This is a genomic window from Desulfobulbus alkaliphilus, from assembly GCF_016918545.1.
Lineage (GTDB): Bacteria > Desulfobacterota > Desulfobulbia > Desulfobulbales > Desulfobulbaceae > Desulfobulbus > Desulfobulbus alkaliphilus.
In genome coordinates this window covers 1-15,799 of record NZ_JAFFQC010000002.1, presented here as the reverse complement: position 1 = coordinate 15,799, position 15,799 = coordinate 1, and the positions used below count along the sequence as shown (strand labels likewise).

Sequence of the window (15,799 nt, the reverse complement as noted above, 5' to 3'; positions counted from 1 at the left end):
CCGGCTGACCGCTGGAGCCTTTCCATGAGCGCAGCCGGGTAGGTATAAGGTTGGTGCCTGTGATCACAGACGGTAAATCCTGAACGTTCGTCTCACGAAAAAAAGACAAGGTCGCAACCTGACCTTCCGGATCAGGCTCGATGCGGAGGGATCGGCAGGTTCTTTAGCGTAAGGTATTTTCAATGCTGACCAGGTCCAGTTTTTCAGCCACTTCCTTGGCCATACCTTCATCGACATATCCCCGGGTGGTAATGGTTACACGACTCCCACCGTCCAGATTGAAAATCAGGGTGCCTTCGTCGGAGTTGGTATCCATGGTAAAGGTACCACGATAGCCTTTTTGAACGATGGTTTTTGCAGGTTTGCTCGGATCCATACCGCCCATGGCCATAGCCATTCCGAAAATAGCGCCCAGTCCGGTTCCAGCGTCGCCGGTTGCCCCTTTCATGATCTCAATAGAGATGGAGTGGCCGGCATCCTGATCCCGATAGGTCTTGCTGACAGTATGAAACCCCATCATGGCTCCACTGTCATCGTCCCGGCCTTGCATTCCTTTGATTTCATCCGGTAAAAACCCTTTCATTTCCGCCAATTGCAGGCTGACAATTTCCTTCCGCGCCCATTCAAGATCCGCAAGAGCCCGGGAATATCTCTGAGCCTTGTAATTCTGTTCAGTGGAATTGAGAAATTCCAGAACGTTGTCAGCAAAAACAGGTTTGGTGGTGCCGAACATGGTGATCAACAGTGCGGCAGTGATCATACTTACTTGTTTTTTAATCATTTTTATCTCCTGCTTTTTGTTGATAAAAAAGAACAGCGAAGCAACATTGAGATAATTAATCGTTTTTTCAGATATTTGCAAATTCAAAGATACGAGCGTTTTCTCCGCGGAGAGGGTGGTATCCTTCTCGAGGCAGACATCGGGAATCCAGCCATGGAAAAATCAGAAAATTCCGGATTCTTGTTGAGCGTGAAGACGACAACCCCGTCAATCAATTATCGTTCAACATGCTCATAGCTCTGAGGAGGTATCCTGGGTGTTCCTTCCGATCTCTCGGAAGACTTCGTGAAGCAACAGCCAACACCCGTTGGTGGAATTCAGGTCGTGCCGTTCTTTTTGCGCGAGCTTACGAAAAAGGATTCCAGTGCCCGCACAAATTGATGAAAGGCGTCACTGCCTCCGGCCAGCAGACCTGAGGTGAGAATAATATCCATGCCGCGCATGAATGGTTTATTGGCATTGGATGTATCAACAATGGTATCGAGAATGCCGATCCCGCCGGCGCAGGCAATGACAGACAGGGTAAAGCCGATGAGTAGGGCGATCCCTTTGGTTTCGGCCTGATAGGCAAGCAGATCAGCTGTCTTTGCAGCGGCAGCGTCGCTTGCCGTCGAATCCTCCGACAGGGTGTTTATTTCCTGTTGCAGTCTCTGGGTCGGAGCTTCACGCCAGATAGCAATGGCAATTTCCGTGGCACGTTCAATCAGAAGGACAAGTACAAAGAGACCGCCAAGCATGCCGAGAATGGTCTCGAATTGCAGATCTCCCCGTATGGGGGCCGATTGCGGATGTATTGACCAATAAAGCACGATTAGAAAGAGTATCGAGATAACGAGGGTTTTGGCAAAACGATTCATCGTAGTCCTCCAATTGGCGCAATAGGGGTCAGGTCTTGAAATATCACTTTTTTGCCTTTCCTCTCACCACCTTGCTGACCGTTGTATAATTGCGCGAACCGTGACGGACGAGAAATCTTCCGCACGGGTCGAAAAAAACTCTTCCAGTTTGATCCTTTTCCCGTACTTTGGTGGTCGGCCTCGGCCACTATACGCTTGCGGTTGTTCCTCGTACGCAACGATGTTGTTCTTGGCTCGGGTGATGATATTGAGCAATTGCTGCCCTTGGCTTCCCAGCAAGGTTTTCACAACCTTGAAAACCGGACCAACAGCAAAATACGCATCCAGCACCACCATGCATGGTTCCTTCAGCTTCATCGCAACGGTCTTGGCGAGACTGGCCATCAATGTACAAACAGTATACCTCTCTGCTCCCGTTCGCTCGACGTCCTTTTGTTGCAGGTGTCGCAACGCCTCCGCGCCTTCATGCAGCTCAGCGACAACCGGAACACAGAAGGTTTTCTCTCGATTGGCCGCCAGCATACCGATAACGCCGAAATGATGGCCAAGGATCCATGGCGCCTTGCCGGAATTCTCAGACACCTGGTGCAGTCTTTTCACGCCGGGCATGCATTCAGCCTCTTTGGCAACTTTAATTCCGTCGCCGATCAATATGAAGGCACCGGCACGGGTACGTACAGCTCCGTGACGCGAAATCAAAACCAGCCAATGGGCAAGGATTTGTTCGTACTTCAGCGCCTCGGAGCGGAAAAAAGCCAGGAATCCCTCATAGGAATTGGGAAGGATCCGCAACCAGCGAATGCTCGACGATACACCGTGATGATCAAGCCGCACGATGAAGCCGAAAACAGCAACCACGAACCACTCAAACGTTGCTCTTCTGGGAAAAGCCCCTCGCAAGGTCTTCAGCAAAAGACACAGTTGTCCTATCATGTTGCTCCCCTCCAATATTCTTGCAGACAATATTCCTGGAGCACCGATTTGATTGCGCGCCGTTATATCTGTCGCAATCCAAAGGTGTTGGGAGCTACGCGAATGAATCGCGCCTCTTTACGAATTTGCTTGGCAAGCGCCGAGGACAAGGAATCACGGTCCAGTTGTATACCAAAATCCTTTTCGACAGCTGCGATAATTTCCGAGATGTGCAAAGGGCTTCCCGCGTCCGCGAGTATCTTTTCGACCATGTCCATATTTGACGTACGTTTTCGTTCTGTTCTGTCGGCAGCAGGCAACTCCTTGGTCAAGCGCCGGATCAACCCAAGCTTGAATTCCGCAACCTCCTTTTCGTACGTTAAAAAAATCTCATCTCGTTTCATGGAGAGCTCCCGGTTAAGTATTATTATGGATGTGTCCTCAGAAATACCGCACCGACGCTGTCACGTCAATGATTATGGACGTACTTCGTGTAAAAAATGAAAAGATAATTTCTTCAAAATAAATGTGCTGCTACGGCTAGATACATGGTCAAGGCAAGTGCTTTTGAGTACGTAAAATTAACAGAACTTTTGACTGTCAAGATAGGTAACGTGTCACCTGAATTCTATGTTCAAACCGGACGGATTGGCCCAGAGTACTTGGCAACCAACGAATCTGTCGTTAACAGGGTGATTCCCTCAACGATCGCTTGGGCGATGAGAATCCGGTCGAAAGGATCTTTGTGGATTAGCGGCAAAGAGTCAATGGCAACAGCATGTTCACTGGTGATTGGCAATTCGCCGTATCCATTGTCTTGCAGACACCGGCGCAATACCCGGGAATCGACATGAAAATCAGCCCTGCCGAGGCCGCATTTGATGGCAATCTCCCAAAGGCTTGCGGCGCTGAAAATCATTTCGTTTTCAGGGTCTTCGATCAGAGCACGAGCAGCATGCGAGAGACGGTCAGGATCGCCGGCGGCCCATAAAAGTAGATGGGTATCAAGCAGCAGCTTCACTCCTTGCCCTCAAACAGTCGTTCGATTTCCTCGCTGCCCATGCGGTCGAAATCGTCAGGCACCGTGATCTGGCCAGTCAGGAAGCCCAACCGTTTTACGGGGGTACCTTCAATAGCATCAAGCCGAGACACCTTCACAAGAGGCTTGCCTGCCTTAGCAATAATAAATGGCTCCCCTTTGACGGCCTTCTCAATCAGGCGCGAAAGGTTGGTTTTTGCTTCATGGATGTTGATTGTCTGCATAACTCCTCCGGGTAAACTTAGTTCGTTCAACTTAGTTTAATATTCTTCCTGCTGAATGGCAAAAGGAAAAAATCAAAACGTGACCCGCAAAGCTGTGTGAGCAGGCAGGGCAACTTTTTAATGGTTTTCATTTAAATATACTGTCCCCGGAACTCACAAGGATCCCTCACTGCTTGCCTTTGAGCATCGGCGACAGGATGAGCCGGAAAGTCTCCACGGTGTGTACGGCGTGGGGATTATCCCCAGTGACACGCACATGCGGACTATTCTGGATGAAATAGTGCCGACCCATATCCGGCGGCCGTTCCGCAGTGTCTTCCACCAGATGCAACGGGGCAAGGTGCTGCCGCGGATGACTTGCCTGGGCGGTCACCTGCTCTTGGCCATCGATGGAACCGGCATTCACAGTTCAGAAAACATCGGTGCTGACTACTGTTTGACCAAAGAGCGACGCAACGGCACAATCGAGTATCACCTGCAGATGGTGAAAGGGGCCTTTGTTTCACCGGACCACAAGGAGGTGTTGCCGCTCTGCCCGGAGCTCATCCGACGGCAGGACGGGAGCACCAAGAACGATTGCGAGCGGAACGCCATCAAGCGCTTGCTTACTGATTTCCGTCGAGAACATCCGCACCTGAAGGTTATCGTTACCGAAGATGGTCTGAGCGCCAACGCCCCGCATATCAAGGACTTGAAGGCCCATGACTGCCGCTTCATCCTTGCGGCCAAGCCTGGAAATCACGTCTTTCTGTTTAACCTGATCGACGAGCAAGCGCAAAGAGACCGCCAAGCATGCCGAGAATGGTCTCGAATTGCAGATCTCCCCGTATGGGAGCCGATAGCGGATACATTGACCAATAAAGCACGATTAGAAAGAGTATCGAGATAACGAGGGTTTTGGCAAAACGATTCATCGTAGTCCTCCAATTGGCACAATAAGGGTCAGGTCTTGAAATATCACTTTTTTGCCTTTCCTCTCACCACCTTGCTGACCGTTGTATAATGCCTGAATCCGTGAGCTTTCGTCCGTGCGTCAGCTTCGTTGTTCGTGACCTTTCGATTAAAGTACACTTTATCGAACGGTTACGGGCAATGAAGATGGCGTGCGGACGGATGCCCCGAAGGGCGGCGGGTGAAAGTTATTGCCAAGGATCCCGCTGCAATTATAAAATGATTACAGTGAGATATGCCCAAAACAAGCGTCCAGCCGTCACGGATTCAGGTTAATGAACACCGAGACAATCCCCAATTCCTTTCAGGGTATACCCATGCGTACGATGTGCCTCCACAATTCTTGCGTTGCGCATACGCTTGTTCGAAGGTGATTGAGACCTCATCTTTGTAGCATCTAAAATTTCTGATGCGGACTTCCTGGAGCTTCATTCTATTCCCTCACGCGCAACCAATTGTAGCCCTAACAGAAAATTAAGCGGCGCCTGCTGTTCGGCGTCCGCTTGAATGCCGGGTTGGCGTTCAACTCGCTGGTTCCTTTGGAAGCTGCGCACCGTGCCACACTGCAACAATCCAAACGGTGTCGGCTTTGATTTTATAAAAAAATCGATACGGCGAAATAATCACCTCCCGATAGGGAAGTTCTGGAAACTCCGGTATAATTCTTTCCGATTCAGGAAAATCCTCAAGCCTTCGCAAGATTTTTTCGGTTCTATCTCGAAAACTGGTTGCAGCTGAAGGTTTATCCCGTTGAATATATAAGAGAGCACAATGAAATTGTGTCCGGGCAGAAGGGGTAAAGCGGATCTTCACGAGGGTTTCTCGGCTAAGAATGAATCAGCTTCAGCAAGAATAGTGTCCAGATCATATCCCTCACCGATTTCTATTTCCCTGTCTCCCTTGGCTAAAAGGCGCAGAATCTCTTTTTCATGTTCAGATTTCTCATACGCCTCAACACTGATTATCACGGCAGCTGCCCGCCCCCGCTGTGTAATGATCAATGGCTCTTTTTTGTTTCGTAATTGTTTCAATACCTTGGCAGCATCCTGCCTCAAATCGCTTACAGGAATGATGTTTAATAGTTTACCCATAGCGTGGGATGTTTGTATGTTTGCGATGTTTGGGGTCGGACCAAGTCAACACATCGATATTTATGGAAAAATACCTCATGGAAAGCGATTAATTGGCGTTATAGGCCGATTTTTCGGGGTCAAAATTGGCCTCATAGGTTTCTGACGACTCTCGGAGCACATAGGCATCGCCCGTCGCCACAATACCTCTCCCTATTCCCCGCACTCCAAGATTCTCCTGGACCTTCTGCACGAAGTGCTCGCTGCCGACGGCGAGACTCATCGTCCACATTTCCGCACGTTCGCTGTTATATATCAATTGATTGTATTGATCGAGACTGATTGGGCTGTTGCTAGGTCGATCCCTTTAGCATCAAGTCGTGCTTCAACCTTCCAATTGAGACGTGTTGATCTGTTGCTAAGTAGGCTAACAGCTGCAGTCAGTGCCTGACCAACTGTAGAGTTCAGGAATTCTGGAGACTGCATGTTCGGGGCGGGTATCTCGAAGTTGTATTTTGCTTTATATCCAGCAGCGTATGCCTTTGCATCTTCAACGAGAACTTCGTCTCTGTAAATCTCTTGAGAATGCATTCGCTTCTTCCCGTCTTTATAGGTCTTGGAAACCTGTGTTCCAATCAATCTCACAATAAGTTTGTTTCCCTGAATAGCTTTCTTCGTGTGCAGATCAAAACTCCCGGTCATGGTTTCGCCCGGATTGAACACTGTACGGGTGAGCGAAAGCTTGATGGACCCCCGCATGAAGCGAGCAATGTAATACGCCATGACGGCAAGCACTCCGCAACCAACTACAACTGCAATGACAACCAATACTGTGTTTTCTGACATATGTCTCTCCTTTGTTTATTTTAGCGAACGTTTGTCATCAACGGCGTGGATGAAACGCAGTGGAATCCACGTCTGTGTGCATTGCATTGTTCTGTAAAGGACTACGCCCTCTTGGCGATGACCGCAAATTCATTTGATTTCTGATCGTACGGTGTTCCGGCAACGTCTGAATAGATCAGGCGTTGGTCCGGGGTCGGACCAAGTCAACCCTTTGATTTTTCGATGCAATCACTCAAACAATAGGCACTATTCAGTGCTATGGCTCGATTATCGGGGGTGAAATTGACGCCATAGCTTTCCTGGGATTCGCGCAGCACGAATGAATCCCCCACCGACACAACGTCACGACCTCTCCCGCGCATTCCGAGCATCTGCTGTGTTTTCCTGACGAATTCAGCGCTCCCCCACCGCGATGCTCTTCGACCAGAGATCCTCCCGCTTGTGTCCGTCAGTACTTAACGCCTCTTCGATCCATTCGCGATGGGCTCTTGCCAGATCTTCACGGCTCCCTGCCTCAACGGCCCCGGCGAGCACATCGAGCGACAGTATCGTATTGCGGCGACGCTGCCCCTGAATTTCGTGATAACCACCGTGGACCCAGTCACCAGGATGCTTGACCACGCCGGCCCGAACCATATTCAGATCGATGTAAACAAGGCAGCGCCGCAGGTGTTCCCCGGTTTCAATGACCGTGGCATGATAACGGTCTTCCCAGAAGGCGCCCTTACGATGTTTGCGGTGATTGTATTCCTGGCCCAAGCGCCCGGCGACGAGCTGCATGGCGGAAGGAATGGCGCCGGCATCGCCCCTGTCCTTTACAAGAAGGTGGACATGGTTGGAGGTCACGGCATAGTTCAGGATCTGGATCCCAAAGCGCTTGCGCGCTTCTCGAAGCCACATCACAAACCGCGTGCGGTCATGGGCGAACTTCAGCAGGAACTCCTTTTTGTGGCAGCGATGCGTGATGTGCCATACGCCACCCGGGATGAAATGCCTGTTAGCCCTCGCCATTCCCCCTCCTTCTGTCTAAAACGCTAATTTCACCCCTGAAAATCGGGCCATAGCCTGTTTAAAGGGGGTCATTTCCAAGGATTCCCTCACAGTTTCGGGCACTTGACTTGGTCCGACCCCGGGGCGCCACCCCGGGGCGCCGCCCGGGGCGTAGACGCGCTTCCGGAGGAAGCTGGAGAGCAAAACTATGAGTCGACGAACAGAAATGGCATACAAGGCCGAGTCTCCGGGTAAGTCAGCACAACATGATCAAGCCCCCGGAGTCTTCGCTTACCTGGTTTAGGAGATACGGTACATGCCGCGATTGCATAGAGAAAGATTATCCCGCCGACCCCGAACCATGCTGCTGAAAGACCACCCACTCGTGAGCGCATTTCTGGCAGGTCGAGGTGTACACGGGACCAGATTTGCGTATGCGGACCTGACGGAACTGGCATGACGGGCAGTCGGTCTTCATCGAGGTATTCGTCCCACATGGGCCGCAGCGGACGTAATACCCGAACTTGCCGTACTGGCCATGAAGATTGTTGGTTTCGCCGCACTTCTTGCAGGCAAACCCAGGTTCAGTTGTCGGGGAGGGTATTTTCTGCTCCGTCTTCCCAGACATTGGATTTGAGTTTTCCATTGGAGCTGGTTCTAACTGCGTGCGAATGGCCGTTTGCTGTGGCAGAGCTTTGGCAGTTGGTTTGGCCTGAACAGGTGTGGTCTGCGGGTGCGGCTCCGGTTCGGCGATCGAGAAAGATGTTTGGGCATCGTCAAGGTGGCATTTGATTAAAAATTCGCCGATTCCCTCGATCTCCTTCTGGTTGAAACGTGGTTTCGAGGAAATAAGACCCATTACCCGAGAGCCCAACAGGTCCCGTACTTTTTCAGCTACAAACTCGCTCTTCACCACCTGATCGGCAATCGCACGGGGCATTTCGTCCCGGTGCAGGATCGCACTGCTGGACACCGCACACAGCGTCCGCCAGTCACGTCCTCCTATCTGTGTCTGGAGCCCCAGAACCCGCCTGAGAAATTTTTCGACATTATTACTCAGCAGTCTCTTCAGCAATGCTTTCTGCAACTCCGCCTGTCGCACGGGGGAGGGAATACCGTACCACTCGCCCCGATAGCTGCGCGACCATTCCCCGTGACTGTTCACTTTCACTTCCCCGTAAACGCTCTTTGACTCAATCACCACCAGGCCATATGGGTGGACCACCAGATGATCGATCTGCGCGCGTTCACCGGTATGTTCCACACGCAGATCGTTGATAATTAGAACCGAGGGTTCGTCGCCAAACTCGCGCCTCAGGTAGAACGCAACATCCTGCTCCTGCTGATAGCCGGCCTTCGAACGTTCGTCCTGCCCGACTAACTCTCCTTTCTCCTTAAGAATCATCTTTCCTCCTGGAAGGTATTATTCCAGTCTTGCCTTACTTTGGTCACTTCCTCCAGCTTCTTCCTGATCCGGCTCCTTTCGTTGCTCCCAATAGTCGATAGACGCAGGACCGGCAGGCCACATTTCTTCAACACTGAGTCCTTGAGCGCATCACGCTCAGATTGACGCGTTCCTTCACGATGGAATGCATAGCCATCGACTTCAATGACCAGCACTGGATTTTTGTCGACTTTTCGATAGAGCAGAAAATCGGTTTTAGTCCAAGGATGGGTCGCATAAGCGGATTCCTCAGTGGTCAAGCCCATTGTATCCTGGACGAGCATCGACAGTGGAAATTGGAGCACGACACTATAGCCCCGAAAAGCTTTTTCTTGCAGGACCGCCTCGATTTCCCTGTAGGTAAGGTTTTCGGAATCATACTTCGAAACTCGTTTTCGTTTTTTCAGTATCTCCAAACGCGCTGTGGTATATTCACTGTAAAGAAGATCGAAGACGGAACGGACCTTGCCAGGTATGACCTCACAATTGCTGTAGCGAATATAACGTACAAAATCAGCAACATTACCATTACCCTCGGCCATCTCCTTCGAAACGACCAACCGCAACTTCTCCTGTGCACGGGATATAGCAACATTCAGCAAATTCGGGTTATCGACGAATTCGTTAGCTTCGTTCGACACCGTCGTAATAATCATGACACGCTTTTCTCGGCCCTGGTACTTATGCACCGTGTCGACCTCAATTTCCTTCGAGCTGACAGAGGCCTGCATCCGGGCGGTCTGGGCTTTATATGGCGAAACAATACCTATGTCCCCTGGTTCGACCGAGCCTAGTTCGGGCAAAACATTTTCGAGAATTTCGTCAATCTGGCGCTGATTAATCGTGCCACGCGCATGCCGTCCCTCGACAGTCATGTAGGCCTTGAGAACATCGGACTCGTCCTGGTCTCGGGTCATAACAAGCAGTTCGCCCTCATAGAATTTTTGGTTGCAAAACTGAATGATCTTCGGGTGACACCGATAATGTTCTCGCAAAAGCGTTTCGGGAATATTCCGAAAAGCTGCGCGCACCGCGGAAAGCAAGTTGTGTCGCTCGAACCGGGCATGTCTTGGCACTTCGTATCGCTCAGCGACTAGTTTTGCCCGCTTTTTGTCCTGCTCTGTCAGTACGTTGGGAAGCTGCATGGGATCGCCGACGACCACGAGCTTCTCTGCGCAGGCCATCGCGAGAACGCCATTGAGCAGATCGACTTGGCTCGCCTCGTCCACAATGACGCAATCAAACAGATAGCCATTCTGGACCGAGGTGATAACAGAAAACGTTGTGCTCAGTACAATAGGATATTCGTCGAGGAATTTTTCCGGTTGCCGCCAGAGATCTTCGGGGGTGAACACCGTCCGTGCACGGTTGTTGTAGCGCTCCGCAAGGCAATGCTGCATCAGCTGCATCGAAAGCGTGGTCAGTCGTTTCAGTTGCTTGTCGAAACTGAACTTTTCGAGCGAATCCTCAAGCGTTTTTTGTCTGCTCTCCAGCTCCGCCAGCTTGCGTTGGTAGTAGGCCTCCTGTAACAGTGAAATACGTTCCGCGTCGCTGAGCTGGAAGAAGACTCGCCCTGCCATGCCGAACCGGAGCAGAAGGCGAATTTTCTCCAGAAGGCCGACATGACGGCTCGCCGCTCTTGTGGGAAGTGAAGCAAAAGAAGCATTGGATGATAGGGGGGGATTTGAAAAAGATGATGCATTCGTGTCAGCATAACGCTTGGCTTCTCGTTCACAAGCCAGCCAAGAATTCATCAGCTTCAGCGCTGATACTTTTGGCCGGAAAGTACGAACCCTTGTATCCGAGTCGCGGTCCTGCTTTTGCTGCTGGAATCTTTCAAAATGCGTCAATTCAAGCCGGAGCGCATCGATCTGCTGAATCACGGCTGCCAACTCGTTTTTGGTTTCGAACTTCTTGTCGAGCTCTTGGTTCAGGCGGAGAATTTCCTCACGCACAGAATTTTCCTGGCCTGCCCCGTCGAGCGTCGGCATCCGAACCGTTGTACCTGTCTGTCCCTCAATGAACGCTTGTTTGTTTTGTGCGCTGCCGAGAAATGCGACCACGAAATCCAGCTCGTATTTCTGAAGCTTTTCGAGCACGTTAGCGGTGGCGGAATTGTTGTTTGAGACCACAGCGACTCGTTTCTTCTGGAGCAGCATGTTGCCTATCAAATTCAGGATTGTTTGCGTCTTACCTGTACCCGGCGGCCCCTGAATCAGCGAGACAGGGTGCTGAAGCGCCCTCTGGACCGCCGTTTTCTGGGTCATATTACAGCCGAACGGGAAGATAATGAGCGATGTACTGTCCGACGTACCTGGCTCTGGACCTGGATATCGGGCCTGCAAAAAACGGGAAAGGATGCTGTGATGAGATACTGTGTTGAGCTGTCGGTATTTCATCGCCAACAAAGAATCGCCATCGTCGGTCCTGAGCGTAACGCCCTCGGCAAGTTCCCTGAAATAGGCAAGCATATCCATGCTGCGACCGTTGGAAGATTCCATCGGTTTAGCTGAAAATTCAGAGAACCGGCAGCATCGGCTACCTCCACTTCCGTGGAATATCTTCACCCAATTTCCGAAGCGTAAAACCTCAGCCACGTCGGACAACACATCGCCCGCGACTATAAAGCGGTAATTATCAACTGGTATGTGTTCGGGACTGGAAAAACATTCAACATTGGTGCTGGTATAGCGATACGTCTTTCCTTTTTTGAAGGTCACGACCGTGTGTTTGGATTCGTGGGTGATTCGAAGAATATTATCCGTATGGTCCACACCTTTGATGATGACAAGGTTTTGCCTTGGCTTGATGGTCATCGTTCTACATCATGCTTCATTTTCTCAACCTGGTTCAAAAGTTGCCCTGATATCAGGAAAATCCAATGACATTTGATTTCGTTTCAATATGAGCAGCACCTGCGGATTTAGTAATTCGAGACAGGTGCGGTTTCTATCCTATCCGTCAATCCATGTAACCTTGGGCGATTTTTCTTATTCAATCTCTCTCATTCAGCAGCGGCTTGCAGTGCTGGCTGTTGTATGTTGTTGGGCTCTGTCTTAGACACAGAAACTGCATCTTCCGGTATCAAAATCTCGTTTCGCCGCAAAAACCATGGGGTGAAAGGGGAATTGTAGCGCGCCCATACGGGATCGCCCCCAATAGCAAGGCCTCTTTCATGAATCCACGATTCGAGTTCCATCTTGTACCGAAAGTAATTCTTTTCGCTCCACAAGCCAGAGTAGCGCACTGCGGCCATCTATCGGACTGGAACCTGACGCAAGGTGACATTCGGATCCTCAGGCACTGGAAGGGTTTCCAGAGTATACGAAGCCGGCATCATGAAACTGACAACCCAATGTCCTCGTAATGCTGCTTTCTTTTTGTGACAACGATGGGGAATGTGCCACGCACCATCTGGAATAAAATACCGATTGGCCCTTGTCATTCTCACCCCTATCGATCAAAGCGCTGATTTTAGCCTCAAAAGTCGGTCTATAGCCTATTTTGGAGGGTTTATTTCTCATGTTTATCTCATAACTTCAATAAGTTGATATGGTCCGACCCCGAACCCCGCCCCGGTCCGCGTGAAAGGCATGGTTGTGTGCAGATAATTTATTGGCTCAGTTTGGAACTGGCAATACGATTAAGGCTTACGCCGGACTCAGCAGCTTGTATGGCCAATTTTCGATGTACCTCTGGAGGCACCCGGACCATAAATTTCCCGCTGAAATTTTTACTTGAGATTGGCTCGGGAATTGGCTCATCGGTTTTGCCCATGTCCAATAACACATCCGCTACAAGATTTCGGATGCCTTTTAGAGCCTTTTCCGGCGTATCGGCCAGCCAACTTAAGCTGGGGAATTCAGCACACAGGCCCACATACTCATTATCATCTTCAGACCAGGTAACCCGGTACGTATATTTATCATTTTTTGTGGCCATGGCTTACCTCCAATTTCTCAATAGCCAATAGCACCTGCTTAACTTGATATGCTTTGGCCTTTCCTTTGTGATTCTGGATATTTATCCTTGGGTCTCCTTGCCAAGGTGTTTTGTAAATTCGATGACTGCTTTTTTCCTGACGTGGCTCACCGAAATAATGATCACATATTTTGCACAAATCCGAAAACCGGACATCCTTCGGATTTCGTTTAAATATCAATAGCAGGTCATCAATTTTTTTCATAGTTATATAGTATCAATATTGGTATCATTGTCAAGAGCTGGAATCGAAGCCGGAATTGGAATTATTTGAGCGTCCGCCTTTACTCGAGTTTTCGGCCTGTAGGTCGATTTTTGATCAATGCCGGAAAAATTTCCTGCAAATTTAGGCTGTTAATTTCTCGGCGGCCGGTTTTTGCTCGAAAACCGTAGGCACACGCATTGCAATCGTATAGTTGACATAGCTGGTTTTTGACTGTATTTTTGCAGGCAATCATGTACCTGCGAACAACACAGCGAAAGAACAAGGACGGCACCGTCACCCAATACTACCAGCTGGCCCATAACGTTGGTCCTGAGCGTAACGCCCTCGGCAAGTTCCCTGAAATAGGCAAGAATATCCATGCTGCGACCGTTGGAAGCTTCCATCGGTTTAGCTGAAAATTCAGAGAACCGGCAGCATCGGCTACCTCCACTTCCGTGGAATATCTTCACCCAATTTCCGAAGCGTAAAACCTCAGCCACGTCGGACAACACATCGCCCGCGACTATAAAGCGGTAATTATCAACTGGTATGTTTTCGGGACTGGAAAAACATTCAACATTGGTGCTGGTATAGCGATACGTCTTTCCTTTTTTGAAGGTCACGACCGTGTGTTTGGATTCGTGGGTGATTCGAAGAATATTATCCGTATGGTCCACACCTTTGATGATAACAAGGTTTTGCCTTGGCTTGATGGTCATCGTTCTACATCATGCTTCATTTTCTCAACCTGGTTCAAAAGTTGCCCTGATATCAGGAAAATTCAGTGATATTTGATTTCGTTTCAATATGAGCAGCACCTGCGGATTTAGTAATTCGAGACAGGTGCGGTTTCTATCCTATCCGTCATCCATGGTTACCTTGGGCGATTTTTTTTATTCAATCTCTCTCATTCAGCAGCGGCTTGTAGCGCTGGCTGTTGTATGTCGTTGGGCTCTGTCTTAGTCACAGAAACTGCATCTTCCGGTATCAAAATCTCGTTTTGCCGAAAAAACCATGGGGCGAAAGGGGAATTGTAGCGCCCATACGGGATCGGCCACCATGGCAAGGCCTCTTTCGTGAATCCACGGTTCGAGTTCCACCTTGCACCGAGGGTAATTTTTTTCGTTCCACAAGCCGGAGTAGCGAACTGCGGCAATCTATCGGACTGGAACATGACGAAAGGTGACATTCGGATCCTCCGGCACTGGAAGGGTTTCCGGAGTATACGAAGCCGGCATCATGAGACCGACAACCCAATGCCCTCGACACGCTGCTGTCCTTTTTGTGACAACGATGGGTAATGTGCCACGCACCATCTGGAATAAAATACCGATTGGTCCTTGCCATTCTCACCCCTATCGATCAAAGCGCTGATTTTAGCCTCAAAAGTCGGTCTATAGCCTATTGTTGAGGGGTTATTTCTCATGTTTATCTCATAACTTCAATAAGTTGACTTGGTCCGACCCCGAACCTCCGAACCTCGGCCCCGGATGTGAGATTTGCACTTCCAATCAGCGCTTCCCATCGATCCTCACTGCGAAAAAGGTAGAGCTTTGGGTGAAATACACCACTCGGCTGAAGCACAAACCGGGCGTTTCCCTTTCCCTGAAATGCGTCGAGTACATCAGGGTGTGTTTGGTAGAAGTGGGTTCCAATGATGGCCCGCGTAATCCGCGATGAGTGTTCTTGAATGAGGTCAAAAACGGAGTTTCCCGATGAAGCCCATGCAACCGCAAATGTGGCCTCGGAATGGCTTTCAATAAGGCGCGATAGTGTTCGAACCAGCTTCTTGTTGCTTGATATCAGCTTCAACGGTTCATCTCCTTAAGGCCCAACGCCGACCATCAGCGGCGCGCGCTTTTTGCGCGTCCGCTGGATGGTTTTGGTTAACTTATTAGTTTAAAATATGGATCATTCTCAAGGCCTTGTATATCAACTATGTTTTCATCATTGAGTTTCAATGCACCTGGTTCATTTGGTAAATTATGTTCTCGAATGGCGATATGTGTTTGTGCCGTATCGAATACGTCCTTATCAAGTTTATTAACAAGATCAAAAACATTATCAAAATCAAGCTGATCGACCAAATATTGAAGATCACTAATACTAGTTAGGTCCGACCCCATAAGAATACAGCAGTTCCCGCTTTGTCCTGAACCCCAGTGAATACGTGGTTCCTTAAAACAGTTTTCGCAAACTTTACCAGCCCGCCAAGGAGGAGGGCTGTTGTAAGATATTAAAATTACATCATTATTTTTTTCGGTGGCTTGTCGATTTTTCTTGACAATCTATAAAAGGTCGAATCGTTTTTTCTTTGTAATATCAAATACTTACAAAGGAGAAGCGCCATGTCCGTCAAAAAAATCGCCAAGCGTACCCGCCAGGAAACCCAAACATTCCGTCGAATCAAAATGCGTGCTCATCTCAATGCCGATGCCCTCTTTGCCATCATCCGTAAGGATCTGCAGCGGGTGCCCGATCATCGGGCCGCCAATACAT

20 protein-coding genes and 1 pseudogene are annotated in these 15,799 nt (G+C 49.6%); 1 reads left to right on the top strand and 20 read right to left on the bottom strand.

Going from position 1 to position 15,799, the window contains the following annotated elements:
• Positions 1–163: 163 nt before the first annotated feature.
• The 6 genes from JWG43_RS01160 to JWG43_RS01135 all read right to left on the bottom strand — a co-directional run bounded on the left by JWG43_RS01160 (position 164) and on the right by JWG43_RS01135 (position 3,813).
• The gene (locus tag JWG43_RS01160; RefSeq protein WP_205240978.1) at positions 164–781 is read right to left on the bottom strand and encodes a hypothetical protein; all 618 of its coding nucleotides are present in this window, start codon (positions 779–781) and stop codon (positions 164–166) included.
• Between the two features lie 317 nt (positions 782–1,098).
• Entirely contained in the window at positions 1,099–1,638 is a 540-nt protein-coding gene (locus JWG43_RS01155; RefSeq protein ID WP_205240977.1) for a hypothetical protein, read from the bottom strand.
• A gap of 63 nt (positions 1,639–1,701) precedes the next feature.
• Positions 1,702–2,571, bottom strand: a complete 870-nt coding sequence (locus tag JWG43_RS01150) for a transposase (RefSeq protein ID WP_205240976.1) — start codon at positions 2,569–2,571, stop codon at positions 1,702–1,704.
• Positions 2,572–2,633: 62 nt separating this feature from the next.
• Positions 2,634–2,954: a winged helix-turn-helix domain-containing protein gene (locus JWG43_RS01145; protein WP_205240975.1), complete on the bottom strand. Its 321-nt coding sequence runs from the start codon at positions 2,952–2,954 to the stop codon at positions 2,634–2,636.
• Between the two features lie 230 nt (positions 2,955–3,184).
• Positions 3,185–3,571, bottom strand: a complete 387-nt coding sequence (locus JWG43_RS01140; RefSeq protein ID WP_205240974.1) for a type II toxin-antitoxin system VapC family toxin — start codon at positions 3,569–3,571, stop codon at positions 3,185–3,187.
• Positions 3,568–3,813, bottom strand: a complete 246-nt coding sequence (locus tag JWG43_RS01135) for a type II toxin-antitoxin system Phd/YefM family antitoxin (protein ID WP_205240973.1) — start codon at positions 3,811–3,813, stop codon at positions 3,568–3,570. Before JWG43_RS01135 ends, JWG43_RS01140 begins: the two co-directional genes overlap by 4 nt.
• 256 nt (positions 3,814–4,069) lie before the next feature.
• Between JWG43_RS01135 and JWG43_RS01130 the strand changes: the two genes are divergently transcribed.
• The gene (locus JWG43_RS01130; RefSeq protein WP_205240972.1) at positions 4,070–4,702 is read left to right on the top strand and encodes a hypothetical protein; all 633 of its coding nucleotides are present in this window, start codon (positions 4,070–4,072) and stop codon (positions 4,700–4,702) included.
• Positions 4,703–5,286: 584 nt separating this feature from the next.
• Here JWG43_RS01130 and JWG43_RS01125 read toward each other — a convergent pair.
• The 14 genes and pseudogenes from JWG43_RS01125 to JWG43_RS01065 all read right to left on the bottom strand — a co-directional run bounded on the left by JWG43_RS01125 (position 5,287) and on the right by JWG43_RS01065 (position 15,387).
• Positions 5,287–5,577 carry a type II toxin-antitoxin system RelE/ParE family toxin gene (locus JWG43_RS01125; protein ID WP_205240971.1) on the bottom strand — a complete coding sequence of 97 codons (291 nt, stop codon included), beginning with the start codon at positions 5,575–5,577 and terminating at the stop codon, positions 5,287–5,289.
• Positions 5,574–5,855 carry a type II toxin-antitoxin system Phd/YefM family antitoxin gene (locus JWG43_RS01120; RefSeq protein ID WP_205240970.1) on the bottom strand — a complete coding sequence of 94 codons (282 nt, stop codon included), beginning with the start codon at positions 5,853–5,855 and terminating at the stop codon, positions 5,574–5,576. The genes JWG43_RS01125 and JWG43_RS01120 overlap by 4 nt, the downstream gene beginning before the upstream one ends.
• 88 nt (positions 5,856–5,943) lie before the next feature.
• Positions 5,944–6,117 (bottom strand): hypothetical protein, encoded by a 174-nt coding sequence (locus tag JWG43_RS01115; protein ID WP_205240969.1) that lies wholly within the window; start codon positions 6,115–6,117, stop codon positions 5,944–5,946.
• Positions 6,118–6,149: 32 nt separating this feature from the next.
• Positions 6,150–6,680, bottom strand: coding sequence for a hypothetical protein (locus tag JWG43_RS01110; protein WP_205240968.1), 531 nt, complete (start codon positions 6,678–6,680; stop codon positions 6,150–6,152).
• Between the two features lie 203 nt (positions 6,681–6,883).
• Positions 6,884–7,691, bottom strand: a pseudogene (locus JWG43_RS01105) (transposase).
• A 319-nt stretch (positions 7,692–8,010) separates the two neighbouring features.
• Positions 8,011–9,075, bottom strand: coding sequence for an NERD domain-containing protein (locus tag JWG43_RS01100; RefSeq protein WP_205240966.1), 1,065 nt, complete (start codon positions 9,073–9,075; stop codon positions 8,011–8,013).
• Positions 9,072–11,930 (bottom strand): DEAD/DEAH box helicase, encoded by a 2,859-nt coding sequence (locus tag JWG43_RS01095; protein ID WP_205240965.1) that lies wholly within the window; start codon positions 11,928–11,930, stop codon positions 9,072–9,074. The genes JWG43_RS01100 and JWG43_RS01095 overlap by 4 nt, the downstream gene beginning before the upstream one ends.
• Positions 11,931–12,118: 188 nt before the next feature.
• A complete protein-coding gene (locus JWG43_RS20155; RefSeq protein ID WP_205240964.1) occupies positions 12,119–12,370 on the bottom strand; it encodes a heme-binding protein in 252 nt (83 codons plus the stop codon).
• A 356-nt stretch (positions 12,371–12,726) separates the two neighbouring features.
• Positions 12,727–13,056 (bottom strand): type II toxin-antitoxin system HicB family antitoxin, encoded by a 330-nt coding sequence (locus JWG43_RS01080; RefSeq protein WP_205240962.1) that lies wholly within the window; start codon positions 13,054–13,056, stop codon positions 12,727–12,729.
• Entirely contained in the window at positions 13,040–13,300 is a 261-nt protein-coding gene (locus JWG43_RS01075) for a toxin HicA (protein ID WP_205240961.1), read from the bottom strand. The genes JWG43_RS01080 and JWG43_RS01075 overlap by 17 nt, the downstream gene beginning before the upstream one ends.
• A 149-nt stretch (positions 13,301–13,449) precedes the next feature.
• Positions 13,450–14,019 carry a hypothetical protein gene (locus JWG43_RS01070; RefSeq protein WP_205240960.1) on the bottom strand — a complete coding sequence of 190 codons (570 nt, stop codon included), beginning with the start codon at positions 14,017–14,019 and terminating at the stop codon, positions 13,450–13,452.
• A gap of 438 nt (positions 14,020–14,457) precedes the next feature.
• Positions 14,458–14,616: a heme-binding protein gene (locus tag JWG43_RS20150; RefSeq protein ID WP_371925136.1), complete on the bottom strand. Its 159-nt coding sequence runs from the start codon at positions 14,614–14,616 to the stop codon at positions 14,458–14,460.
• A 112-nt stretch (positions 14,617–14,728) separates the two neighbouring features.
• Positions 14,729–15,112 carry a phospholipase D family protein gene (locus tag JWG43_RS20585; protein WP_504208208.1) on the bottom strand — a complete coding sequence of 128 codons (384 nt, stop codon included), beginning with the start codon at positions 15,110–15,112 and terminating at the stop codon, positions 14,729–14,731.
• Between the two features lie 74 nt (positions 15,113–15,186).
• The gene (locus JWG43_RS01065; RefSeq protein WP_205240959.1) at positions 15,187–15,387 is read right to left on the bottom strand and encodes a hypothetical protein; all 201 of its coding nucleotides are present in this window, start codon (positions 15,385–15,387) and stop codon (positions 15,187–15,189) included.
• Positions 15,388–15,799 lie beyond the last annotated feature (412 nt).